Raw genomic sequence first — 25,663 nt, forward strand, 5'->3', positions numbered from 1 at the left:
AAAAAAAAAAAACACATTGGCCAATACAATGGGAATAACCATGACCCATCCATATTGTGCTCCAGCTTTAGTGGACAGTACCAAATGTGAGGTGCCAATGGCCATACTCGCAAATAGAAGACCAGGACCCAAAGCTTTTAAAAGCGGTTTCAGTTTTGTCATGAAAAGTGAAAGTACGTTGGCCTAAAATAGTATATTTATGTCATACCAAAAAAGCACCATTATACATTCCATATTGCATTTAAGAAACTCATGAAGGTCATAGTAAAAATCCTGAAAGGATTTGTTGTTTTATTAACCATTCTGGGACTGGTTTACTTTTTTGGACCGAAGGTGGAAAAGCCCAACATGGACACCTCGTTACCTAAAGTTAATCCAGATTTGGTTGCTTTGGAAGATTGGATAAATGCTAAAGAAGAGGCCGTTCCCAACATCAAACCCAAGAATGGGGCGAAGATTGTATGGTTCGATAGCATCCCGACCAAAACGGAGTATAGTATTGTATACTTACATGGCTGGTCTGCCAGTAGAATGGAAGGTCATCCTTTGCATGTTGAGGTGGCAAAAAAATATGGATGCAATCTCTACTTGCCCCGTTTGGCAGGCCATGGTCTAGAAGAAAAGGAAGCCATGCTCAACTTAACTGCTGACCAAGTATTGGAATCGGCTAAGGAGGCGATTGCCGTTGCCAAGCAATTGGGGGAAAAAGTAATCGTTATGGCCACATCAACGGGAGGAACCTTGGCACTGCATTTGGCTGGGGGTGACCAGGATATTGTAGGGCTCTTATTGTATTCCCCGAACATTAAGATTTATGATCCCAATGCCAAATTATTGGCCGGTCCTTGGGGATTGCAATTGGCAAGAATGGTAAAAAGAAGTAACTATCATGAATTTGAAGCCAATACCGAAAAACAAAAATATTGGACCACTAAATATCGTGTGGAGGCCCTGACCCAACTACAGGCTTTGGTTGATAATACCATGACGGCCAAGACTTTCAACAAAGTGACCCAACCTGTCTTTATGGGTTATTTTTATCGAAATGATTCTATTCAGGATAAGGTGGTTTCCGTGCCTGCTATGCTATCTATGTATGAAGAACTGGGAACTCAGGAAGGGAAAAAACGGAAAAAGGCATTTCCAGATGTGGGGGATCATGTGATGACCTCATATATCACTTCAAAGGACTTAAAATCCGTGCAATGGGAGACTGAAAAATTTTTAGAGCAGGTTTTAAGCTTGAAACCCGTTTCCAAGAAATCGGTGTTTTTCTGAAATAGGACGGATTATCTTGATCCCATTTTTATGTTATTGTGACTTTTGATTATTGATTTTAAGTCATATCTGAACAATATTCATGTTTTTTTTATCGTTTTTGTAGGTATTTAGTTACATATTAAGTGTTTTTAATTAATTTTAATTTAGATCTTACTAAGCCAGCACCATGATTGCCAACCAAGTTAGTCTTCATACATTTCCTGTTTCCGTTGCCCTGCTTAGTACGGATTTATCTTTTTTAGATTTTTCAGGAATATGGCTTGAGAATTTTGGTTTGTCCCAGAACATAAAAGGAAAATCTTTTTTTCGAAGCATGCCCAAATTACCCGAGGAACTACAATTGGATATTCAATATTGTTTGGATGGAGTAGGTGAACGGTGCGATAGTGCCAAAGTAACACATGAGGATGGTGAAGTGGTTTGGTATGAATGGAAATTAAATACAGTTAACACTGGTCAAGACAAGGTTGATGGGGTTATTTTGATACTGGAGGATATTACCGAAAAGAAGTTGGAAGAACAACTTCTGAAAAAATCCTTGGAAGTTGCTCGCATCGGAGGTTGGGAAGTGGACTTATTGGACAACACAATCTATTGGTCCAAAATAACCCGAGAAATCCATGAAGTTCCTGAGGATTTCGTTCCAAATTTAGAAACAGGAATCTCGTTTTATAAAGAAGGGTATAGTCGGGACACCATTACTCGATTGGTGAAAGAAGGTATCGAAAACGGTGCTTCTTGGGATACCGAACTACAGATAGTCACTGCCAATGGAAAGGATGTATGGGTCAGGGCCATTGGAGAACCGGAAATGGTGGATGGCAAATGTGTTCGGCTTGTAGGAACATTTCAAGATATTGATAGGAGTAAAAAGGCAGAAATTGCCTATAAACTAGTCAGCGAGCGTCATGCTAGGGCAACAAGAACGGCCGGAATTGGTATTTGGGAATATGATATTGTCAACAATGATCTGTACTGGGATGAGAACATGTACAGGCTTTACGGAGTAAAGAAATCGGATTTTGAAGGGGTTTACAGTGCTTGGGAATCTTGTGTGCTGCCCGAAGACCAGGAAGAATCCGCCAAGGCCGTTAGTGATGCCATTGCCGGAAAGGGTGATTTTGATACTAATTTTAGGGTGCGATGGCCCAATGGTGAAATACGTTGGATAAAGGCGGAAGCTTCTGTTATGAGGGATGAAAATGGCAAGGCCCTTAAAATGATAGGTGTAAACCAAGATATTACCGAATTAAAGACCGCGCAGCTGCAATTAATTCAGAGTGAGGAATCATTACAAGGAGCTTTTGAAAATTCTTCTGTCGGAATGGCTTTGGTGTCCCAAGATGGATCTTTTATAAAGGCCAATCAGAGCCTGTGCAAGAGCTTGGGTTACACTTCAGGGGAACTATCAAGGCTAACCTTTCAAGAGATTACACATCCTGATGATATTGACATTGATTTATCCTTGCTCAGTGAAGTAATTAATGGAGACCGTAGCACATATCAAATTGAGAAACGATACTTCAACAAAAAAGGACAAGTGGTCCATGTGTTCTTGACCGTTACAGCAGTGAAGAAAATCAATGGGGAGCTTTCCCATTTCATTTCTCAAATTGTGGATATAACATCGAGGGTGGAGGCTTCTAACAAACTAAAGGGATTGTTGGAACTTACTACAAGCCAGAACAATAGTTTGTTGAATTTTGCCCATATTGTTTCGCATAACCTTCGTTCCCATACTGCCAATCTATCTATGATAACTGGTTTTCTTTTGGATAATGAAATAAGTACAGAGGAGCATCAAGAATCGCTGAAAATGCTAAAACGAGCTGCAAATGGGCTTGACGAGACCATAGCACATCTCAACGAAGTGGTCCAGGTAAAGTTGGAGGCTGGCAAAAAGTTAAGAAAAATATCCCTTGCAAAAACTGTGAACAAGGTATTAAAGGATGTGTCCGCACTAATTACTGAAAACAGGCAGCAAGTGCTGGTCAATACGCCGAAAGAAGTTTACATAAAAGGGATTTCTGCCTATGTAGAGAGTATTGTTCTCAATTTGATCACCAATGCCATAAAATATAGAGACCCTCAAAAAGAAGGTAAAATCAACATAAATATAACTGTTGAAGGCAACCATGTGGTATTGGAAGTTGAAGATAATGGATTGGGCATTGACCTTGACCGATATGGGAAAAAGCTGTTCGGCATGTACAAAACCTTCCACAAGCACAAAGATGCTAGAGGAATTGGGTTGTTTATCACCAAAAATCAAATTGAATCCATGGGAGGAGCCATTACGGTAGAAAGTGAAGTGAACAAAGGAACTATATTCAAAGTGAAATTTTTAAAAGCAGAACAGGTATGAGCAAATTGGAAAGAGCATGTATTATAGATGACGATCCCATCCATCAATATGGGATGAAGATTTTGATGAAAAAATTGAATTTTACCGAAGAAATATTGGTATTTCATGATGGGCAGGAGGCAATTGATGCTCTATTGGACCTTCTCAATACAGGAGGCCAACTCCCCTCAGTTATCTTTTTGGACTTGAACATGCCCATAAAGGATGGTTGGGGTTTTCTGGATGACTTTGTTAAGATACCCCACCATAATCGCGAACAGGTAACCATCTATATGGTGAGTTCCTCCATCAACCCCTCTGACCGGCAAAGAGCCGAGACCTATGAAATGGTCAGCAATTATATTGTAAAACCTGTTGATGAAGATCAGTTACGGGAGATTTTAAGGGAGGAGAGCGTGTAATTCAGTTTCGTAAAGCACAATCTTATTGGGATATGATATCAACAAAAAAGCCGAGAGTTTAATCTCGGCTTTTTGATTAGTATCCCTAACGATTCCATTCTCGAACTCTTTTATCGAAAACCTGCGAGAAATCTACGGTTTAAAGGATTTATTGATTCCGAGCAATAACGGGCCAAAATACAGACAAAACCAGCATTATTGCTAGGATTATGGGTCAATCTATACTACAACTGTAGACATGAACCCAATAATATAGAAAAACTAAAGGCGCCGTCACAGCTGCTTTTTTGATACGTTATTTAATCAAACTCCAATAGAATTAAATTCAAGAATTCAAACAAATAGTCAAAAAGCTATTAGTCTATTCAAATGACCTAAGCCTAACAAAGGAAAAGAATTACTCCATTACGCTATATTCAGAGTTCACGAATTGGCTCAGGCTCGGGAAAGTCGCATGGGACCTCAACGGTCCTAGGAGGGCCTTGCAATTGCGTATTTCCATACAAGGTCTGCGTTTTGGTGCAATCATCATCAGAACAGGAAATGAATATTAGAAGAATCAAAATAAGAAGTATTCGGTAAACCATAGTTGAAGTATTTGGCTTTTAATATGTGTTTAAAGTAAACATTCAAGCAATATGCTACAAGAAAAGTCCGCAAAAGGATAAAAATTTGGAGCTAGTAGTAGATGTAGAGTTCTTTCATTGTTATCTGGAGGGATATGGTTCGAACAATAACAACAATATTTTTGGGACAACTCTATGGATTGGAGTTGAAGATAGAATATATTTAAGATTATTATTAAAGAGGTCAGTGGAATAATGGAATAAAAAACGTCAACAATTATATCCAGATAAATAATCATAAACTGACGAAGCAGGAGTTTGAGCAATTATCTTATGAGTTTAAATCTCAGACTAAGAGTATCATTTCACAAAGCCATAAAAAGCAATGATTCTTATGGACACTTTCTGATTTAAATTGGTTATGGTAATAATCAGTATGTTGATGGGTAATGCCTACATTTATTTAAGTTAATTCATCAATTATTTTTGATTATTCTCTAAAGAGTTTGTATTCTTAGGAACCAAGTAATTACTCGCCATGAAACCTTTCCTGTTTACTTTTTTAATAATGTCCTTTCTTTTGGTTTTATCATGCAGTTCCGATAGCAACATGGAACCTGAATCCGATAATCCAATCCAAGGAGATGATGGCAATAACGATGAAAATCCAGTTGATGAACTCTCTTTACCTGAGGTAAGGACTTTGAACATTGATGAACTGAACATAGCCTTTGCCGTTTTTAAGGGTGAGTTAGTTAGCAATGGTGATACCCCAGTAACTGAAATTGGATTCGTGATTGGGACTACGGGAAATCCAACATTGGAATCATATTTTTCTAGATATGTAATTCAAGATGGGCCTTCCTCCGAGTTCACTTCTTTTGGGACAGACATTCCTGCAAGTACCGATTTCTTTTTAAGGGCTTATGCCATCAACGGTGATGGGGTCGGATACGGCAATGACGTTTCATTTCGAACATTGGACGAGATTGTATTTGAGGGCGATGTGTTGCTTGACACTCAAGACAGAGTTCAAGAATTTGGCGACATGGGCATAACTACAATTTTGGGGGGGCTAACAGTGACAGGGTCTGTAAATGATCTGAGTCCCTTACTTGGCCTGGAATATGTAAGTTCTCATCTGGATATTTTGTTTACTACCGAATTAAGGAACCTTGAAGGATTAAACAATCTTGGTCGAGGACCCAATGCCGCCGATAAAAGATTTAGGATAGTTGGAAATACCGGTTTAGAGAGTCTGCAGGGACTTAATGGCTTAAGACTGATTGGAGGAAGTTTGATAATTGACAATAACGATTTATTGACGGATTTAAGGGGTTTAGAAAACTTAGAATTTATTGAAAGTACAAATATTACAGGTGTTTTAAACATATCGAATTGCGAGAATATTACTAGCCTTTCGGGTCTTGAAAATCTTAAATCGATTAATGGCGTGTTAAACTTGGTAGTAAATCCTTTGCTATCTGACATATCTGCTTTATCCGACTCAGCAATAAACGCCCAAACAGTAAGGATAGAGCAATGCCATGCATTGGTCGATTTGGATGGTCTTCAGGGTGTAACCGCTTCAGAAGAGATTTACATACAAGTAAACAATAGCTTAAATACCCTTAATGGACTTGGTAATTTGGTAGACGCAAATATAATTGTGATTGGGTTTAATGACCTTTTGGTGAATTTATCGGCTTTGAATAATGTAAGTAACCTTGAACAACTAAATATCTCTGGCAATGCTTCATTAAGTGACCTTAAGGGTTTAGATAGTCTAGTATTTGCGTCTATTGTATCAATAAGTGAAAATCCGATTTTAACTTCATTTGTCGGATTAGATAATTTAGGGGAAGTCAATCAATTGCTCATATTAAGGAATGACGCTTTACCAAATTTTGTTGGTTTGGAATCCTTAGAGTTAATTTCGGACGATTTTAATGGCCAAAGTCTTTTGATTGTTACTTCAAATCCAGGACTTACATCTTTAAATGGATTGGAAAACCTATCTTCATTGGATAGTGATTTAACCATTACGAATAACACAATTCTTTCAGACTTTTGTTCATTAGGAGGACTATTTGACAATGGAGGTCCTGGAGGTGAAATCGTAATACAAGACAACCAAGTAAATCCAACACCTACAGCAATTTCCAATGGAAATTGCTCTGAGTAATAGTATCAGAGTCTGTCAATTTTTGTACCGTTTATTTTTGAAAAAAATTGACTTTTCGACAATCCGCAGAATTGACGGTTAAACCGTTACTGATAACTAAATAAATTTTCTTTGTTTTGTATCTATTAAATAAGAAATTTCCTAAATGAAGCATTTATTAAACCCTACGCAAATAATTGCCTTTTCTATTATCCTCATTATCGGTTCTCTCAGTTTGACTAGTTGTAGTAGCAGTGGTGATTCGGAAGATGTTCCACCAACTACCCAAGAACCAAACAATAATGAAGAGCCTTCTCAACCTGATTCTGATGATACAGATTCCGACGATGAGGTTTCGGATGAGGACTCATCTTGTAATATCATTCAAGAACTTAAGCCCATAATTGGGGAATATGGAGAAAATTCACTCACGATTATTCTTGATTGGCCACATGATAATTTTATTCAGGACAGTGGTGAATACGGTTTTGTTTTGCGGCGGTTATACGATTCAAAAGAGGAAAATTTGCTAGGCTCAGATTCTGAATCTGGTTTTAGTTTAATGCTTGACAACATAATCGAAGGATTTCAATATGAAATTTTTGGTTATGTGACTGTTGATGGTCTCACTTGCACCTCGATTTCGGAATCCTTTGTTGCTGAAACTAGTTATCCGATGTCTCCATGGTCCTACATGCCTTCAGGAGTCACTTACACCAGCAACTACCACGGAATTACTGTTGGTGGAGAACCCTTTATATTGTTACAAGATGGTAGATTTTTTAAAATCAACGAAAATATTGGAACATTGGAACAGGGAGCAGACTTCCCAACACCTGAATCTAATCCGTTCACTGGATACACCAGATTCGACTTAGAAGAATCCGCATTTGTAAAGAGCACGTTTAACAATAGTTTACAGAGGTATGACCAAAATATGGATCAATGGTCACTTGTTACTACAATAAATAACAATACTGGAGATTTTAGTGGGCAACTAGATGGCATTGGGTATACCTTCAATTTTGATTGGAGTTGGAGTTATACCCCAAATGATTGTTGCTTTAGGTTTGTTGGTGATGACTACCTTACCACAGAACTTCGGTCCACATTTCAAAATAGTACTGATATTTATGCTATCAATAGAAGTTACGAAGTTCTCAAGTTTAACAGAGATGATGGAACATTTAGCGTGGTTTCAAATTATCCCGGCAATAGATTAGAAGCGCCTGAAGTTAATGACGATATCGTAAGCCTAGTTCAGGGAAATAAGGCATACATCGGGATGAGTTTATATTGGGATACTCAAGAAACAATTAACTTTCTGGACCTATATGAACTTGATCTGGAGACTTTGGAATGGAGAGAGATTGCTCCATTTCCTTTTCCTATTAATACGCAAAGAGAAATTGGCCAAGTTAATGGAGAAGTCTATAGTTACATTGTATTTAATGAAGGAGTATCGGCTAAAGGCCATATATGGAAATTTAATCCTGAAAAAGTTATTTATCTTGACAATTAGGGAAATTGACCAGTAAATTGACTTTAAAGAAAACTTTTTGTAGATAATTATTCCCTTCAATTATGATATCAAGTAAAACAATAGTAAGTTTTTTTATACTGTTGTTCATTTTTCAAATCATTGTAAGCTGCAGTGGTAGCAGTGATTCAGAAGATGTTCCACCAACTACCCAGGAACCAGACAATGATGAGGAGACTTCTCAACCAGATTCTGGTGATACCGACTCAGGTGATATTGGTTCCGATGACACGGGAAACGATGATTCAGTAAATGATGAGGTCGATACCGGTGGTGATGGTGTAACCGACGATATGGACCAGTGCAACAACACCTTACCCAATGAAACGGTAGATGAGAACGGCTGTACGCCCAACCCGATATTTCTTGATGAGAATGGAATTACTATTAAGTGTCTTGATACTGCGGAAGTTGGGGATACTGGAGAGGTAAATGGAATATTATATACCGTGGTTGATGAGGCGATGTTGAAAGACATGGTTGCCAATGGAGAAGATGTGAGCAGAGTGTGCACAACTAGAGTTGATGATTTAAGTCTATTATTCGAAGAAGTCCTATTAATCCAAGACATCACTACCTGGGACGTTAGTAATGTTACCACAATGAGCTTCATGTTTGTCGATGCACTTTTCAATCAAGAAATAGGTTCATGGGATGTAAGCAGTGTTATTGATATGTCAGGAATGTTTTCTGGTTCTGACTTTAACCAGGCTATTGGAAACTGGAATGTAAGCAAGGTAACCGACATGTCTTTCATGTTCAGGATATCCTCATTTAATCAAGATATTGGTCAATGGGATGTTAGCAACGTTACTAATATGACTTTCATGTTTTCACAATCTCCATTCAATCAAGATATAAGCCTTTGGGAAGTGGGTAAAGTTGAGAATATGGATTATATGTTCCATAGATCTCCATTCAATCAAAATATCAATGCTTGGGACGTACAAAACGTGACGACCATGAACAGCATGTTTTTTCTTTCCGAATTTAATCAGCCAATTGGAAATTGGATTGTGACCAATGTTACGGATATGGCCAATATGTTTGCTACTTCCCCCTTTAATCAGGAAATAGGGAATTGGGACGTAGGCAATGTTCAAGCAATGAGTAATATGTTTTTCACTAGCGAATTTAATCAGGATATAAGTTCTTGGAATGTGGGTAACGTCGCCAATATGTTTGGGATGTTCGAAAACAATATGGCCTTCAATCAAGATTTAAGCGCATGGAATGTTGACAATGTAATACTGTGTACCGATTTTGATTTTGGACGCTAATGCTTGGGTTGAGACAAGGCCGAATTTTACTAATTGTAGTCCATGAAAAAACAATTTTGATATTGGTGTCTCTCTAATTATTTTAATTAGTATTAAACCGAAAAAAGAATGAAAGTGCAAATATTCCAATTTTTTTTATTACTCCTTATTTCTATAACAATTGGATGTTCAAACTCTGAATCATCAACAGAAGAGGTAAAGGGCACGGATCAACCCAACGAAGAACAATCTGAGAATCCAGGACCTGACGAGCAAGAGCCAATTGAACCTGAAGAAACTGTTTTTTTCGCAAAAATGAGTTATGAGAGCTTCAGAAATGGTGGATTGGTGTCCCGTGTCGAGTATCAGTTTGAAAGCAACAAGCTAGTGGGGACACAAAGTTTTAGGCCTGATGGCACTTTGAATAACTACAAAGAATATGAGTACAATGAGAGTGGACTATTAAAGACACGTATTACTTACGATTCTGAAGGTACTGCTGAATTTATTGAAAGTCTTGACTATGTGAATGGCAATTTGAGTTCTGGCAGGACAATAAGGAACAATCGCAACGTTCCCGACACGCTATTTGTTACCTATACGTATACCAATAATATTATCACAGCGGAAACCGTATTCTCCCCACCTGGGGAAGTAGTATTCTATACAGAATATGATTTGGATGAAAATGGTAATATATGGAGGTCTGATAATGGGATTGTTGCCGAGGTTACGTTGGAGAACGGAATGCCAATTGCAAAATCTGTTTTCAGGCCGGACAGAATTGATGAATATGAGCATGTCTATTTGGAGAGTCCTGAACCTAAGGGACCATTAGCTTACTTTCGGAGAAGTATCTTTGGAAATTTAAATAATCAGATTATTGTATGGAACGGTAATTTGATTTCGTACGAGGACAATGTGGACTTGCCCTTGTACATACTTCAAGTTGGTGACCAGCTAAGAGTGCAATACGAGTTTGATAGCAACGATTTACCAATCAGAATTGAAAAAACCTACAATGATTTTGATAGAAAAACTATTTGGCAAATAGAATATCAAGATTAAGCATTTTTCACAAATTATATGAAATACGGCAAGCAATAGAATTACAAAGAATGCACATTGCAAAAAGTAAAGAGAGATTTCTGGAATGAATTTGTCTAAGTTGAAGAAAATCATGAAAAAATTAAGGAGTATCTGAAATTCTAGGATGAAGGTATTCTTACATAAATACACAAATTTCAGAAGAAGTTGAGAATTGCAAGAAAAGATAAAAAATCCCTAATAACCAATAAGTCAAAAGGGATTTAAGTACTCGAGGCGGGACTTGAACCCGCACGGGCAAAATGCCCACAGGATTTTAAGTCCGGCGTGTCTACCAATTCCACCACTCGAGCATGGACTTAAACAAAAAAACGCTGCAAGCAGCGTTTTGAGCGAAAAACGGGATTCGAACCCGCGACCTCCACCTTGGCAAGGTGATGCTCTACCAACTGAGCTATTTTCGCATTTTAAAGAACCCTGCACTGTTTGTAAAGTGCGGATGCAAATTTAATACATTTCTATAAAATAGAAAGAAAATTTTCAGGAAGAAGCTTTTTTCTTCTTGCTCAAAAGTCGTTTGATCTCGTTCAACTTCATAAGCGCCTCCACAGGAGTAAGGGTATCAATGTCCAAATGCAAAATCTCATCTTTTATCTCCTCCAACAGGGGATCATCAAGATTAAAAAAGCTCAATTGCATTTCATGCTGACTTTGCTGGAGCTTTTCGGTCATTTCTTCACTGGAATGTGATTTTTCGAGTTTCTTCAGTATTTTGTTGGCTCTTTGAAGTACTTGTTGGGGCATTCCGGCCATTTTTGCCACATGGATTCCGAAACTGTGCTCACTTCCGCCAGGAACCAATTTCCTTAAAAAAAGTACATTGTTCTTCAACTCCTTTACAGAAACGTTATAGTTTTTGATTCGCAAAAAGGTGGTGGACATCTCATTCAACTCGTGGTAATGTGTGGCAAAAAGCGTCTTGGCCCTTGCAGGGTGTTCGTGTAGATATTCTGAAATGGCCCAGGCGATGGAAATACCGTCATACGTGCTGGTGCCTCGACCGATTTCATCCAAAAGCACCAAACTTCGTTCTGATAAGTTATTGAGAATCGAAGCCGTTTCATTCATTTCCACCATAAAGGTAGATTCGCCCATGGAGATATTATCGCTGGCCCCTACACGGGTGAAAATTTTGTCCACAACGCCTAAATTAACCTCAGTTGCAGGAACAAAACTTCCCATTTGTGCCAAAAGTACAATAAGTGCAGTTTGTCGCAACAATGCAGATTTACCACTCATATTGGGTCCGGTGATCATAATGATCTGTTGCTCGTCGCGGTTCAGGAGAACATCGTTGGCCACATAGGTCTCTCCCAATGGCAATTGCTTCTCAATCACTGGGTGTCTTCCTGCCTTTATTTCTAATCTTGTGGAATCATCCACTTGGGGTTCCACATAGTTGTTCTCCAAGGATAACTGGGCAAAACCACAAAGGCAGTCCAGTTGGGCGATAAGTTGTGCATTTTGTTGCACCGGGGAAATGTATTCCTGCATCCAAACCAACAATTGGTCGAACAATTGCTGTTCCAGCGCATGGATGCGTTCCTCGGCGCCCAATATTTTAGTTTCGTATTCTTTTAGTTCTTCCGTAATATACCGTTCGGCATTCACCAAGGTCTGTTTGCGGACCCATCCTTCCGGGACTTTATCTTTATGCGTGTTTCTGACCTCAATGTAGTACCCAAAAACATTGTTGGATGCGATTTTCAGCGAAGTGATCCCAGTGAGCTTCGTTTCCCTTTCCAGCATTTGGTCCAGGTAATCTTTGCTCGAAAAAGCCAATTGTCTTAACTCGTCCAACGTTTCAGAATGCCCTTCAGATATAACATTCCCCTTTGCAATTTGGATGGGGGCATCTTCATTGAGTACTTGTTTTATTTTGGACCGAAGCATTTCGCAGCTGTCCAATTGCTGCCCCATTTTTTCTAAAGATGCATTGTCACTTTCTTGGGCCAATTGTTTAATGGGTACAATGGCTTCTAAAGAGTTTTTGAGAAGGATTACCTCTTTGGGATTGATTTTACCTGTGGCCAATTTAGATATCAATCGCTCTAAATCACCCATTTTGCCAATCCATTGCTGTGTCTTTTCCCGAAGTGTGGTTTCCGTTTTAAAAAAAGAGACAACCTGATGACGTTCCCTTATCTTTTCAATGTTTTTTAGAGGAAGCGCCAACCATCTTTTCAAAAGCCTTCCGCCCATGGGAGAAAGCGTTTTATCTATCACATCCAGCAGGGTTACCGCATTTTGATGGTGGGAATGGTACAGTTCAAGATTTCTGATTGTAAATCGGTCCATCCAAACATATTCCTCCTCAGCAATTCGTTGAATCTTGTTGATATGTTGCAGGCGACTGTGCTGTGTTTCGGACAAATAGTGCATTACCGCACCCGAAGCTATAATGCCATGGGTGAGATGCTCAATACCAAAACCCTTTAGGGTTTTTGTCTTAAAATGGGAAGTGAGGCTTTCCAGTGCATAATCCTCTTGGAAAATCCAATCTTCCAAATAGAAAGTATGAAACTGTGTTCCAAACAGCTCCGTAAAATCATTTTTATGATTTTTGGAAATCAAAACCTCATTGGGGCCAAAGTTTTGGAGCAGCTTATCCACTTGCTCAGCAGTGCCCTCGGAGGTTAAAAACTCCCCAGTTGAAATATCTAGAAAGGAAACACCAATTTTGTTTCTGCCAAAATGAAGAGCACACAAAAAATTGTTGCTTTTGGAAGACAAGATATCATCATTGAGGGCTACCCCAGGGGTCACTAATTCTGTTACCCCTCGTTTTACAATGGTTTTGGTTTGTTTGGGATCTTCCAATTGATCGCAAATAGCGACTCGCTGCCCCGCTTTTACCAATTTTGGCAGATAGGTGTTCAGGGAATGGTGTGGAAATCCTGCGAGGGCAGTTTGGTCGCCCCCATTGTTCCTTTGCGTCAGAACAATATCCAAAATTTTAGCGGCCTTTACCGCATCCTCTCCAAAAGTCTCATAAAAATCACCCACCCGAAAGAGCAACAAGGCATCCGGATGCTTGGTCTTGATGCTGTTGTACTGCTGCATCAACGGAGTTACTTTCTTGGATTTCGAACGGACTGCCAAAGCGATTTAATTCAATTATTTTTGCACAACAAAATGAGGTGGGTTACGAATGTATCGTTTTTGGAAAACATCCAAAATTATTGTTGATATTTTAAGCAAAATGGTTGAAAAATATGGGGCGTAAACTAAAAAATAGCGAGTTGGACCGTTTGGATGTCACTGCATTTAAGCAGGCACGGAAAACACCTATCATCTTGGTTTTGGACAATATCCGCAGTCTAAACAATATTGGTTCTGTTTTTAGGACCGCAGATGCCTTCTTGGTGAAAAAGATATATCTCTGTGGTATCACAGCTACGCCACCCCATAAAGATATTCGTAAAACGGCCTTGGGAGCTACGGAAAGTGTGGCTTGGGAGTATCGGAAAGATACCTTGGAACTTATTGAAGAGCTAAAGCAAACCCATGTTCACACTTTGGCCGTAGAACAGGCTGAAGGAGCTACCATGCTGAATTACTTCGAGATAACTACCGATGAAGAGCTGGCATTGGTGTTTGGTAATGAGGTAAAAGGGGTTTCACAAGACGTGGTATCTGCTTGCGACGGAGTATTGGAAATCCCTCAATTTGGGACCAAGCATTCTCTCAACATCGCAGTGAGTGTTGGGGTTGTGGTCTGGGAAATCTGGAACAAAATGGAAAGGTCGGGCAAATAAAAAGCCCCGGAAAAACGGGGCTCGATATATAGTTTGAGTTAGTTAGTTTCTCGTTACGAGATGGCTAATAAAATAAAACCATTCGTTATATCCAAACATTTTCTAAAAATTTTCTTAAAAATAGGTATGGAGCACATGGTCCTCAATTTTGTTCAAAATAGCTTCGTAGTCAGAGGCGTTGTTCACAAAATCGACGTCGTTCATGTTGAGAATCAGGCTGTTGTGCTGGGGATGGCTTTTTAGAAAATCCAGATACCCACGGTTTATTTTTTCTAAATAATCGGCACTGATATTTTTCTCATAATCCCTTCCCCGTTTTTTAATGTTTGCCAGCAGTTGCTCCGTGTCTTGATACAGGTACAGATACACCTCAGGTTTTTTTACCTCCCTGTACATAAAGGTAAAGAGCTTTCTGTACAATTCAAACTCATCGGCCTGCAACGTGATCTTGGCGAAAATCAAGGATTTAAAGATGTCATAATCACTGACCATAAAGTTCTTGAAAAGATCAAACTGGGAGGTGTCATCCGTGAACTGTTGGTAGCGGTCGGCCAAAAAAGACATTTCCAAAGGAAATGCATAGCGGGTTTGGTCCTCATAAAACTTTGGGAGAAAGGGATTGTCCGCAAAGCGTTCCAAAACCAATTTGGCGTTAAAATCAGTGGCAATCATTTTGGAGAGTGTGGTCTTTCCAGCCCCAATATTGCCTTCAATGGCCATAAATTGCAACTGTGAAAAAAGCTCCAGCCGATTTTTGAACAATTTATGCTTGGTCTTGGTCAAGGAGTTTCTGTCCGAGCATTGTTGAAGCAGGTTACGGATATCGTTGTTCAACACTGGGTGATATAGTTGTGGGGCAATATCGGCCAAGGGTTTCAGGACAAAGTTTCTTTCATGCATTAGGGGATGTGGGATGCTCAAATTATCCTTTTGTATGATTTCATCATCATAAAGAATAATATCGATGTCCAACGTCCTTGATTGATATCCTTGGTCCCCTCGAACACGTCCAAATTCCTTTTCTAGCTGTAAAATATGGGAAAGAAGTTCCTCCGGAGAAAGATGGGTAGCCAATAACAGGGCGGTATTAAAAAAATCATTCCCTTCAAAGCCCGCGGCAGGGTTTTGATAAACGGCAGAAACACGCAATACTTCACCAGCTCTTTGTTGAAGTAAAAGAACCGCTTTTTGCAGCATGGCGAAGCGATTTCCAAGATTGCTCCCCAACGAAAGATATGCCCGATGTTTTAAACCCATGATCAGAAGGGCAAAATAAAGAAAACAATGCAACAATGGTTATATTTGAACCCGAATAAAATTTTAGGTGAATGAACTTTTTGAAAAATGTTTTGGCAGCGATTTTGGGGTGTTTGGTGGCGTTTGGGCTGCTTTTGGGCATGTTCTTCATTTTTCTGGCCTTGTTGGGTCAGGCAGAAGATGGAGTGGTGGTTCGAGAAAACTCCATATTGGAACTGGGTTTCACGGAACCGATCAGGGATTATGTAGGGAAAGATGAGAATGACCCCTTTGCCGGACTTTGGGATGTTGAAATGGGACTGGATGAAATAATCCATACCATACAGGTTGCCAAAGAGGACGATAAAATTGAAGGAATTAGCATAACCACTGGATTTTTACAAGCAGGGATGGCTCAGGCCAAGGAAATACGGGATGCGCTTTTGGATTTTAAATCACAGGGAAAGTTCATTTATGCACATAGTGATTTTTTAACTCAAAAGGATTACTATTTAACCAGTGTTGCGGATAAACTCTACTTGAATCCGGTAGGCGCGCTCGACTTTAAAGGACTATCTGCTGAGGTGTTATACTTTAAAGGTTTACAGGAAAAATCAGGAATACAAATGGAAGTCGTACGCCATGGCAAATATAAAAGCGCCGTGGAGCCTTTTCTTACCGATACGATGAGTCCTGAAACTCGCTTTCAGATTCGCGAACTGATTACTTCTATCTGGGATGTAATGGTGGATGAGATTTCCACCACAAGGAATATTACCCCGCAAGATTTAAATCGAATAGCGGATACTTTGGGAGGAAGAACACCAGAATTGGCAGTAACTTCCGGCCTTATTGACGGACAATTGCATTTTGATGAATATGAAGATTTACTGCGTCAAAAAACAGGTGTCCCTAAAGAATCTGAAATCAAATACGTTTCATTTGCTGACTATTTGAAATCGGCTTCCAAGAAAAATATTCGTCGAGGGTCGGATAAGGTGGCGGTTGTCTACGCCCAAGGAGAGATTTTTTATGGAGAAGGAGGGAAGGATTTCATTGGACAGGGCATTATTGTCGAAGCTTTGAAGAAGGCGGTAAAAAATGACAAGGTCAAGGCCATTGTTTTGCGGGTTGACTCTCCAGGAGGCAGTTCCCTCGCCTCAGACATTATATGGAGGGAGGTAGAGTTGGCCAAAAAATCGAAACCAGTGGTGGTTTCCTTCGGAAATGTGGCAGCTTCAGGGGGTTATTATATCGGTGTGGGAGGCGACAAAATTTTTGCGGAACCCACTACGGTTACCGGCTCCATTGGTGTTTTTGCAACCATTCCGAATATCAATCAATTGGCAGACAACATTGGGATAAATGCAGAGCAACTGGGCACCAATAAAAATTCTGTGGACTATTCCCTGTTCGAACCGATGAGCGATTCTTTCCAAAAAGTATTGCAAGAAGGAGTTGATGAAACCTATAATACCTTTTTGCAACGAGTGGCCGATGGACGTCATATGAGTTTGGCAGAAGTGGATTCCTTGGCACAAGGTCGGGTTTGGAGCGGTGAGGATGCCCAAGCCAATGGCCTGATAGATGAATTGGGAAATTTGGACGATGCTATCGGGGCAGCAGCTGAAATGGCTGGTTTGGATACCTATGGCATTAGAAAGTATCCCAAATACAAATCCAGTTTTGAACAGTTTATGGAGGATATGGGCGGTATGAAATCCAAAATTGGTGCATGGGCCATCGAAGAGCAGATCGGATCCGAAGCATATGGGCTTTTAAAAGAATTTAAACAGTTTTCAGAGCAAAAGGGAGTTCAGGCAAAAATACCTTTCAGTTTAAATATTAGATAGCCGAATGACGCCAAAAAACAAGAAAGCAGCGTTTTCCATTTATTTATACTTGGGAGCCCTGTTCATCACCTCTTTAGTGGTCTCTAACCTCATTTTTCAAAAGTTCTTCTATTGGGAGCCTTTTGGAGATGTAACCATTTTCGGAGCTCCCCTTTTTGAACTTTCCGTGGGCATTCTGCCCTATCCCATTACCTTTTTGATCACGGATTTGATTTCAGAGATTTATGGACGAAAAAAGGCCAATCAGGTCGTAACGGCGGGTATTTTTGCCTCTGTATTTTCCATGCTGATTATTTTTGTTTCCAATGAAGCGCCCGCTATACCTTCATCACCGGTTGGTAACGAAACCTTCACCGAGGTGTTCGGACTATCGCCACTAGGGGTTTTGGCATCGATGCTGGCCTACCTTTTTGCGCAGTACATCGATATCTCCATCTACCATTTCTGGAAACGTAGGACCAATGGCAGAATGTTGTGGTTGCGGAACAACTTCTCCACCTTTTCATCCCAGTTTGTAGATACATTTACTGTAGTGGGACTTCTTTGCCTGTTCGGTGTGCTGCCCTGGGATAAATTTTATGGATTGGTGCTCAGTGGATTCATTTTCAAGGTAATGGTAGCTTTGTTCGACACCCCTTTGCTGTATTTTTTCGTATATCTTATGCGGAAAAGATTTAACTTAAAAATAGGGGAAGAAATATCCTTGGATTAGCAACTTCTCCTTTATTTTGTATCAAAATCCCAAATTATGAAAAAAAGAGCCTTAAAGATTGTTGGCTTTATCCTACTTCTTCTGATTGCCCTTATTGTGGCCCTGCCTTGGTTTTTGGAAGGTAAAATTGGTGATATTGTTAAGAATAAGGTGAACAATAACATCAACGCTACTTTGGACTTTGAGGATGCCCAGCTCAGTTTGATCAAGAGTTTCCCAAACGCTTATGTATCTCTCAAGAAAATCTCATTGGTGAACCACGCCCCTTTTGAAGGGGATACCCTGTTTGTTTCGGATGAAGTGGCGCTTAGTATGTCGATCAAAGAGCTGTTCAAGTCTGCAGCGGAACCCATTACAATCAAGCGTCTAAATATTGATGGTGCAAAATTGCACATCAAGGTCGATGCCGCCGAGAATGCCAATTATGATATTGCAAAACAGGATGGTACCGAAACGGATGCATCGACGGCATCCGGAAACGATTTTACATTCGCCATGGATGAATATGCCATTACCGATAGCCAAATCCTATACGATGATTTGTCCTCGGGTATACGGTTGGATATTTCTGAAATGAACCATACGGGGACTGGGGACCTTTCTTTGGAAGAATCGCAATTGGATACGCATACCCATGCGCTCATCTCTTTAGAGATGGACAGCACCAATTATCTTAGAAATCATAAACTGTTTTTGGATGCGCTGTTGGGTATCAATCTAAATGAGAACAAATATACCTTTATGGAAAACAAGGCCATGGTAAACAAATTGCCCTTGGTCTTTGATGGATTTGTTCAGGTTAATGAAGAAAACCAAGAGGTGGATATCACGTTCGAAACACCATCTTCTGATTTCAAGAATTTTTTGGCGGTGATACCTGAGGAATACTCCAAGAACATCGAGGATGTTCAGACTAGTGGCGATTTTGTGGTGCAAGGACAACTTAAGGGCCTTGTGGATGAAGAGCACATTCCTACATTCAATATCAAAATAAAATCGGACAATGCTTCCTTTAAGTATCCCCAATTGCCCAAGTCCGTTCGTAATGTTTTCATTGACACCGAAATAAAAAATACCACCGGAATTACGGAGGATACTTATGTGGATATCAAGAAAATGTCCTTTACCATTGATCAGGATAAATTCAACCTAAATTCCCGAATTCGGGATTTAACGGGAAATACCAAAGTGCAGGCCCATATGGATGGCCGAATCAACTTGGCCAATATTTCCCAGGCCTATCCTGTTCCGGAAAGCTATAATCTTAAGGGATTGTTGGATGCGGATGTCACCACTTCGTTCGATATGGAATCCTTGGAGAAAAAGCGATACCAAAACACCAAAACGGAGGGTAAAATGAACGTTTCGGGTTTTGAATATGCTTCGGAGGAGCTAAAAAATCCAATGGTCATCAATACAGCTTCGTTGACCTTCAACCCTACAACAGTTACTGTAAATTCCTTTGATGGAAAAACGGGGGACACTGATTTTAAGGCCAGTGGTACCCTGACCAATTTCCTGGGATTTATGTTCAATGAAGAAAAAATGGAAGGGAATTTTAACGTAAACTCAAATCGATTTGCCTTGAACGATTTTATGGTAGCGGATACGGCTGAAGGGGAACCGCAGGCCGAAACGAGTCCAGAAACAGACGAGCGGATAAAAATACCATCCTTTTTGGATTGTACCATCAACGCCAAAGCAAATACGGTTGTTTATGACAACCTCAATCTTAAAAATGTACAGGGCACTTTTGTCATTAGAGATGAAACTGCTACCGTTAAAAACTTGACTTCCGATTTGTTTGGTGGGGATTTGGGGCTTTCAGGGGCGGTATCCACCAAAGGTGAAACCTCTTCTTTTGAGATGAATTTGGGCATGACCGATTTCAACATCGATGAGTCCTTTGCAGCTCTGGAACTTTTTCAGGTATTGGCACCGTTGGCCAATGCTTTGCAAGGCAAACTAAACTCGGACATCGAGATTTCGGGAAAACTCAAAGATGATTTAACACCAAATCTCACTTCAATTTCGGGGAATCTATTGGCCGAACTGTTGTCTACCAAGGTAAATCCGGAAAAAGCTCCGTTGCTTTCAAGCTTGGGCAACAAATTGAATTTTCTGGACACTAAGAATATCAACTTTGACAATCTTAAGACGGCATTGAGTTTTGATAATGGAAGGGTGCAAGTGAAACCCTTTAGCCTAAAGTACAAGGATATTGAAGTAAAAGTGGATGGAAGCCATACTTTTGATAGCCAGATGCAGTATAAAGCTACCCTCGATGTTCCTGCGAAATATTTGGGGAAAGAAGTAAACAATCTGATTGCTCAAATCGACGATTCAAGTTTGGAAGGGCTAACGGTTCCGGTCACTGCCAATATTGGAGGTAGCTATACTGATCCAACAGTGAGCACGGACCTGAGCTCTGGGGTAAAAAATTTGACTGCTCAATTGGTTGAAATTCAAAAACAAAAACTGGTTGGCAAAGGAAAGGATAAGGCCAGGGATTTGTTGTCCGATGTTTTAAAGCAGAATGATAAACAGGATTCTACATCCACAAAATCTCCAGGGGTGAGGGAAACTTTGGGTACATTATTGGGAGGAGATAAGCCTGAAACCAAAGATTCCACCAAAACCGGGCAACAGGATCCGGTTAAAAATACCGCCAAATCCATTTTGGGAGGGTTGTTGGGCAAAAAGAAGAAAGATACGGTAAACTAGTATCCTACTTTGTTTTAATTTCTTTTGCAATGAGCCCCAAAATATTGTTGAGATCTTGCATAAGGGGTTGGTAATGTGCATCCTCCGTAGCTTCAGATGTGATAATGAACATTAAAATGTCATTTTCGAAAGCAATGGACTCCAATACCTTCAGATTACTGGAAGCGTTCTTCTGTAAGGGCAATCCCAATTGGGATGACATGCCAGTGCGGTCCATAATGGTTCGGATGCTATGTCCCTCAATCCTAAAAATTTCAATCACATTGTTTCTCTGCTCACTAAGGAACTCTTCTTGGTTGCTAACATCATCAACCGTCGCAATCCAATTGGTAAGTAGCACTCTTAGTTCAACATTGGCAATATCTTTTAGGCTCCCGGAATTGATCATTTCGTTTAATAACGAATTGTTGGGAATAAAGAATAGATCATAGGCGAAGGCTTTGATAAACAGTTCTGATAAGATCTGTTCAGAGGGGCTTTGCTCTTTGTCCATAAGAAACATTATTTCCTTTGCTGCTCCATAGCTTTCCCTATTTACCCTAATGAGTTCTTCCAGCTTTATTTTACTGGTTTCAAAATCTTTTTTCAGCCCCACTAGGTACACCTGCTCCTTTTCTCTCTTAATTCTATCTTCGTTGCTATTGTTTATGGCGAGGGCAATTAAAATACCTATGACCACCAAAACAATCTCTCCCATGGCATACAACAGGTAATTGCCGATTTTTTTATCATCAATTAATTTTCTTCGGATTTTTCTAAAAAGTTTGAGCATGGAAGTATATCAGCTGGTGCATTTTAAGTATTTGTTTCATGTAGGTTTAGGTTACCCCTAATCTAGCAAATTAGAAGCGTAGTTTTAAATTGTGTAAACCGCTTCTTGCCATTATGCATATCCAATTGAAACGGCAATAACAATGGCCATGGCACCTATGGCCAAAAGTAGGAGCAAGGGTTTGAAGATGAATTTTACCCATTTATTGTACGGAACATTGCAGACGGCAAGAACTGCCATAAGCGCACCGTTGGTGGGGGTAATGAAATCAGCTAGAACGGCTCCATATTGAAAGGCGAGCACGCAGGTTTGCCTGGAAAGGCCGATGAGGTCGGATAAGGGAACCAGTATGGGCATGGTCAAGACTGCCTGGCCTGAGTAGCTGGGAAGCGGAAAATGCAGTAATGATTGGGAAATCATCATGACTACCCCTGAAACGGCAGGAGAAAGATACTGTAATGGGCCAAAAAGTCCATAAACTACAGTGTCTATGATCATACCCTGTTTTAAAATTAATGATATGCTATTGGCCAATCCAAGAATTATGCAAGCAAAAATCATCTCTCTAAATCCAGCAATGTACATTTCACCGGTCTCATTTACACCCAATTTTCCGACTAAGCCAGAAGCGATTCCAAGTCCAAAAAAACAGGCGGACATCTCATTAAATCCCCAATCCATGTTCAACACACCATAGATTACCACACCAAAGGTCACACATAATAAGGTAAGTATAATTTGACCCCTAATACTTGAGGATTTCTCAACGGGTGGCATTTCTACTTTTTCAATTTTGTTTTTTTGGGTATATCGAATCAAATACAGTATCCAAATCGTGAACGCTACTAACATGACAACAAGCCGTAGCTCGCTTCCGGAAAGCAAGGGGATTCCAGCTTCTTTTTGGGCAATGATCACGGCAAACGGATTGGATGGGCTAAAGGCGCTTCCCAAAACTGCTGAACCGTAGCTCATGCAAAGTGTGGCCAAGGTATTATAGCCCAAGCTGCGCCCAAAAAGAAGTAGAATGGGTATCATGGCCACAATCTCTTCTTGAAGCCCTATTGTAGCTCCCCCTGCAGCAAAAAGTGCGGAGACGATTATGAGCGCCAAAACTTCCTTTCCTTCCAACAACGAAACAAGCTTGCCCAAACCTTGGTTCAAGGCACCTGTTTTTTCGATGATGTAAAAACAGCCCCCAATAAGAAGTATTAGCACTATAGTTTCCGCCCTTCCCGCAATGCCCTCAGGAATGGCTAACAGAAAATCAAAAGGGGATAGATATTCTGCATCTATGGTTTGGTACGAGTCGTTAATAACCCGGGCCACCCCAGATTCTTCATTCACTGTTCTCTGATATGACCCCTGTGGAATTAGGTAGGTGAGTGCCCATGCCAAGAAAGCAACGCCGATGATAATGACAAATGCATTGGGAAATTTTTTCATTAAGTCGTTGTTAGTAATTCAGCATAAAATTCAATTGATGCCTATTCCCACATAATATCCCTCATTGCTGCGGACATTAAAAACTGTGCCATCATCAAAGATGAGGTATTGCCCTTTTATGCCCTTTAATGTTCCCCGATAACTAGGGGTCTTATCAAGGTTAAGACTTTTTACCTTTTCTGGATATTGCAATACAGGAAAATTTAGATGGGTTTCAGTGTTGGACGCAATAAAATAGTCGGTCACTTCATCTGGGATACTGGCCTTCAATTTGTTCCGCCATTCCACCAAATCGACATCCTCGATGCGGTTGGTGAGCATTTTTTGCCAACTTGTCTTGTCACTTACATATTCTTTTAGAGCCACTTCCGTAATTCCCGCCAAATAGCGATTGGGTACTTCCACAATTTCGATGGCTTCATGTGCTCCTTGATCAATCCAACGGGTAGGCACCTGCGATTTTCTTGTTACTCCAACCTTAACGTTGCTCGAATTGGCCAAATAGACAATATGGGGCTGTAGTTGCATTCTTTTCTCAAACTCCAAATCGCGATCTTCCTTATCCAAATGAGCGGTGCTCAATTCCGGTTTCATAATCCATTCTCCGGCTGATGGTGTTTCATAGAAACAGGATTTGCAGAACCCCTGCCGGTAAATGGGTCTTTCCTGACCACAGTTAAGACATTGAAACTTGATGAAATCAATCTGGATTTCTTTGTCCAGGGCTTGGTTCAGGTTAAGAAAATCTTTTTCGAAGACCAAAAAATATTGTATGGGACTGCCATTTTCGGTTTGCATCTTTCGGAGTACTCCTTCGTAAAGCATACTGGGATGGATGTTTTTTACTGATTTGATAATGAATGCCAGAAAAGCTATTTTAGCTGTTGCACCCGACTAAATTCTTGGTTAAATATACCTAAAATGCCAATACCCTTATTCAATTCCATTGCATCTTGGCTATTGAGAAAGCGATATCATCAAATAGAGCTCTTTCTAAAGTATCCATTGGATGTGCAGAACGAAGTATTGCGATATTTGGTTGATTTTTCCAAGGATACCATGATAGGCAAACAATATGGGTTCGGTGATCTTCCCAAGTATGAAGATTTTGCCAATAGAGTGCCCATTGTAAGCTATGAGGATGTTGCTCCTTTGATAGAAAGGACGCGCAGGGGCGAACAAAAACTATTTTGGCCCACGACCATTAAATGGTTTGCCAAGAGCAGTGGCACTACCAATGCCAAAAGCAAATTTATACCCGTAAGCACAGAGGCGTTGGAAGATTGCCATTACAAGTCCAGCAAGGATTTGCTCTGTCTGTATTTGAACAATAACGAAGACTCACAACTATTTACAGGAAAGAGTTTACGGTTGGGAGGTAGCAAGGAATTGTATGAGGACAACGGGACTTTTTTCGGAGATCTTTCGGCCATTTTGATTGACAACATGCCCCTATGGGCAGAATATAGCAGTACGCCCAGTAATAAAGTTTCATTAATGAGCGAGTGGGAATCTAAATTGGAGGCAATAATCGAGGAGAGCATCCATGAAAACGTGACCAGTTTGGTTGGGGTGCCTTCTTGGATGTTGGTGTTGTTGAACGAGGTATTGGAAAAGACCGGAAAGAACCATCTTTTTGAGATTTGGGAAAACTTGGAAGTATATTTTCACGGAGGAGTAAGTTTCACGCCATACAAAGATCAATACAAGAAACTACTCCCCAGAAAAAAGTTCAACTACTACGAAACCTACAATGCATCGGAAGGATTTTTCGGCATCCAGGATAGAAACAACTCTGAAGATTTACTGTTGATGCTGGACTATGGTATTTTCTATGAGTTCATTCCCTTGGATTCTAGCAGCAATGAAGAAAAGGCCATTCCCCTGTGGGATGTAAAGTTAGGGGTAAACTATGCGATGGTGATTACTACCAATGCAGGTCTTTGGCGATATAAAATTGGAGATACCATCCGGTTTACCTCGAAAAATCCCTATCGGATCAGGATTACAGGTCGTACTAAGCACCACATGAATGCTTTTGGTGAAGAATTGATCATCGAAAATGCCGAGGAGGCCTTAAAGCGGGTATGTCAAAAGACTGACGCAGAGATTATGGACTATACAGCCGCTCCCATTTTTATGGATGGAAGTGATAAAGGAAGTCATGAATGGATCATTGAATTTAGAAAACCTCCAAAGGACATAGCTTACTTCACAGAATTTTTGGACAATGCCTTAAAATCGCTTAACTCAGATTATGAGGCCAAACGATACAACAATATGACGCTAAAGATGCCCACAGTACATTTGGCCAGGAAGAATTTGTTCCATGATTGGCTAAAATCCAAGAACAAATTGGGGGGACAACACAAGATTCCCAGGTTGTCCAACGAGCGTGTTTATCTAGAAGAATTATTGCAATTGAACCAATAATCACCCAAAGTTTTAGGGTACTTCACTATTAATCCTTAATTTTACG

Annotated in this window: 17 protein-coding genes, 2 tRNA genes and 1 pseudogene; 12 read left to right on the forward strand and 8 right to left on the reverse strand. The window is 40.1% G+C overall.

Annotated elements, in window-relative coordinates; translation table 11 throughout:
• A pseudogene (locus GTQ34_RS16795) lies at positions 1-162 on the reverse strand (NRAMP family divalent metal transporter); the annotation flags it as partial.
• 90 nt (positions 163-252) lie between these two features.
• Between GTQ34_RS16795 and GTQ34_RS10045 the strand changes: the two are divergent.
• The 7 genes from GTQ34_RS10045 (at position 253) to GTQ34_RS10075 (ending at position 10,644) form a co-directional block, all read left to right on the forward strand.
• Positions 253-1,278: an alpha/beta hydrolase gene (locus GTQ34_RS10045; RefSeq protein WP_166523679.1), complete on the forward strand. Its 1,026-nt coding sequence runs from the start codon at positions 253-255 to the stop codon at positions 1,276-1,278.
• 169 nt (positions 1,279-1,447) lie between these two features.
• Complete coding sequence (locus tag GTQ34_RS10050) at positions 1,448-3,646, forward strand: PAS domain-containing sensor histidine kinase (RefSeq protein ID WP_166523680.1); 2,199 nt, start codon at positions 1,448-1,450, stop codon at positions 3,644-3,646.
• Complete coding sequence (locus GTQ34_RS10055) at positions 3,643-4,047, forward strand: response regulator (protein ID WP_166523681.1); 405 nt, start codon at positions 3,643-3,645, stop codon at positions 4,045-4,047. The genes GTQ34_RS10050 and GTQ34_RS10055 overlap by 4 nt, the downstream gene beginning before the upstream one ends.
• Before the next feature lie 1,104 nt (positions 4,048-5,151).
• Positions 5,152-6,798: a leucine-rich repeat domain-containing protein gene (locus GTQ34_RS10060; RefSeq protein ID WP_166523682.1), complete on the forward strand. Its 1,647-nt coding sequence runs from the start codon at positions 5,152-5,154 to the stop codon at positions 6,796-6,798.
• 145 nt (positions 6,799-6,943) lie between these two features.
• A complete protein-coding gene (locus tag GTQ34_RS10065) occupies positions 6,944-8,299 on the forward strand; it encodes a Kelch repeat-containing protein (protein WP_166523683.1) in 1,356 nt (451 codons plus the stop codon).
• Between the two features lie 62 nt (positions 8,300-8,361).
• Positions 8,362-9,597, forward strand: coding sequence for a BspA family leucine-rich repeat surface protein (locus tag GTQ34_RS10070; RefSeq protein ID WP_166523684.1), 1,236 nt, complete (start codon positions 8,362-8,364; stop codon positions 9,595-9,597).
• Positions 9,598-9,705: 108 nt separating this feature from the next.
• A complete protein-coding gene (locus tag GTQ34_RS10075) occupies positions 9,706-10,644 on the forward strand; it encodes a hypothetical protein (RefSeq protein WP_166523685.1) in 939 nt (312 codons plus the stop codon).
• Between the two features lie 247 nt (positions 10,645-10,891).
• On the opposite strand, the gene GTQ34_RS10080 is transcribed toward GTQ34_RS10075, so the two are convergent.
• The 3 genes from GTQ34_RS10080 to mutS all read right to left on the reverse strand — a co-directional run bounded on the left by GTQ34_RS10080 (position 10,892) and on the right by mutS (position 13,746).
• Positions 10,892-10,976: transfer RNA gene (locus GTQ34_RS10080), tRNA-Leu, on the reverse strand.
• A gap of 38 nt (positions 10,977-11,014) precedes the next feature.
• Positions 11,015-11,087, reverse strand: a tRNA-Gly gene (locus GTQ34_RS10085).
• Positions 11,088-11,163: 76 nt separating this feature from the next.
• Positions 11,164-13,746 carry a DNA mismatch repair protein MutS gene (gene mutS, locus GTQ34_RS10090; protein ID WP_166523977.1) on the reverse strand — a complete coding sequence of 861 codons (2,583 nt, stop codon included), beginning with the start codon at positions 13,744-13,746 and terminating at the stop codon, positions 11,164-11,166.
• A gap of 152 nt (positions 13,747-13,898) precedes the next feature.
• On the opposite strand from mutS, the gene GTQ34_RS10095 reads away from it, so the two are divergent.
• Positions 13,899-14,441: an RNA methyltransferase gene (locus GTQ34_RS10095; protein ID WP_166523686.1), complete on the forward strand. Its 543-nt coding sequence runs from the start codon at positions 13,899-13,901 to the stop codon at positions 14,439-14,441.
• A 114-nt stretch (positions 14,442-14,555) separates the two neighbouring features.
• Here the strand turns inward: GTQ34_RS10095 and folK are convergent, their stop codons facing one another.
• On the reverse strand, positions 14,556-15,698 hold the full coding sequence (folK, locus tag GTQ34_RS10100; RefSeq protein ID WP_166523687.1) for a 2-amino-4-hydroxy-6-hydroxymethyldihydropteridine diphosphokinase: 1,143 nt from the start codon (positions 15,696-15,698) through the stop codon (positions 14,556-14,558).
• 71 nt (positions 15,699-15,769) lie between these two features.
• Here folK and sppA point away from each other — a divergent pair, with 71 nt between their 5' ends.
• Genes sppA through GTQ34_RS10115 form a run of 3 tightly spaced genes read left to right on the forward strand, consistent with a single transcriptional unit; the run spans position 15,770 to position 20,966 of the window.
• Positions 15,770-17,530, forward strand: coding sequence for a signal peptide peptidase SppA (sppA, locus tag GTQ34_RS10105; RefSeq protein WP_166523688.1), 1,761 nt, complete (start codon positions 15,770-15,772; stop codon positions 17,528-17,530).
• A gap of 4 nt (positions 17,531-17,534) precedes the next feature.
• Complete coding sequence (locus GTQ34_RS10110; protein WP_166523689.1) at positions 17,535-18,242, forward strand: queuosine precursor transporter; 708 nt, start codon at positions 17,535-17,537, stop codon at positions 18,240-18,242.
• Positions 18,243-18,278: 36 nt separating this feature from the next.
• On the forward strand, positions 18,279-20,966 hold the full coding sequence (locus tag GTQ34_RS10115; protein WP_166523690.1) for an AsmA-like C-terminal region-containing protein: 2,688 nt from the start codon (positions 18,279-18,281) through the stop codon (positions 20,964-20,966).
• 4 nt (positions 20,967-20,970) lie between these two features.
• Here the strand turns inward: GTQ34_RS10115 and GTQ34_RS10120 are convergent, their stop codons facing one another.
• From GTQ34_RS10120 to GTQ34_RS10130, 3 genes are all read right to left on the reverse strand, one after another.
• Positions 20,971-21,738 carry a DUF6090 family protein gene (locus GTQ34_RS10120; protein ID WP_166523691.1) on the reverse strand — a complete coding sequence of 256 codons (768 nt, stop codon included), beginning with the start codon at positions 21,736-21,738 and terminating at the stop codon, positions 20,971-20,973.
• A 111-nt stretch (positions 21,739-21,849) separates the two neighbouring features.
• The gene (locus GTQ34_RS10125; protein ID WP_166523692.1) at positions 21,850-23,184 is read right to left on the reverse strand and encodes a YfcC family protein; all 1,335 of its coding nucleotides are present in this window, start codon (positions 23,182-23,184) and stop codon (positions 21,850-21,852) included.
• 30 nt (positions 23,185-23,214) lie between these two features.
• Positions 23,215-24,009, reverse strand: coding sequence for a DUF2797 domain-containing protein (locus GTQ34_RS10130; RefSeq protein WP_166523693.1), 795 nt, complete (start codon positions 24,007-24,009; stop codon positions 23,215-23,217).
• A gap of 96 nt (positions 24,010-24,105) precedes the next feature.
• Between GTQ34_RS10130 and GTQ34_RS10135 the strand changes: the two genes are divergently transcribed.
• Entirely contained in the window at positions 24,106-25,617 is a 1,512-nt protein-coding gene (locus GTQ34_RS10135) for a GH3 auxin-responsive promoter family protein (RefSeq protein ID WP_166523694.1), read from the forward strand.
• The last annotated feature ends 46 nt before the right edge of the window (positions 25,618-25,663 follow it).

Source organism: Flagellimonas ochracea, from assembly GCF_009903685.1.
Classification (GTDB): domain Bacteria; phylum Bacteroidota; class Bacteroidia; order Flavobacteriales; family Flavobacteriaceae; genus Flagellimonas; species Flagellimonas ochracea.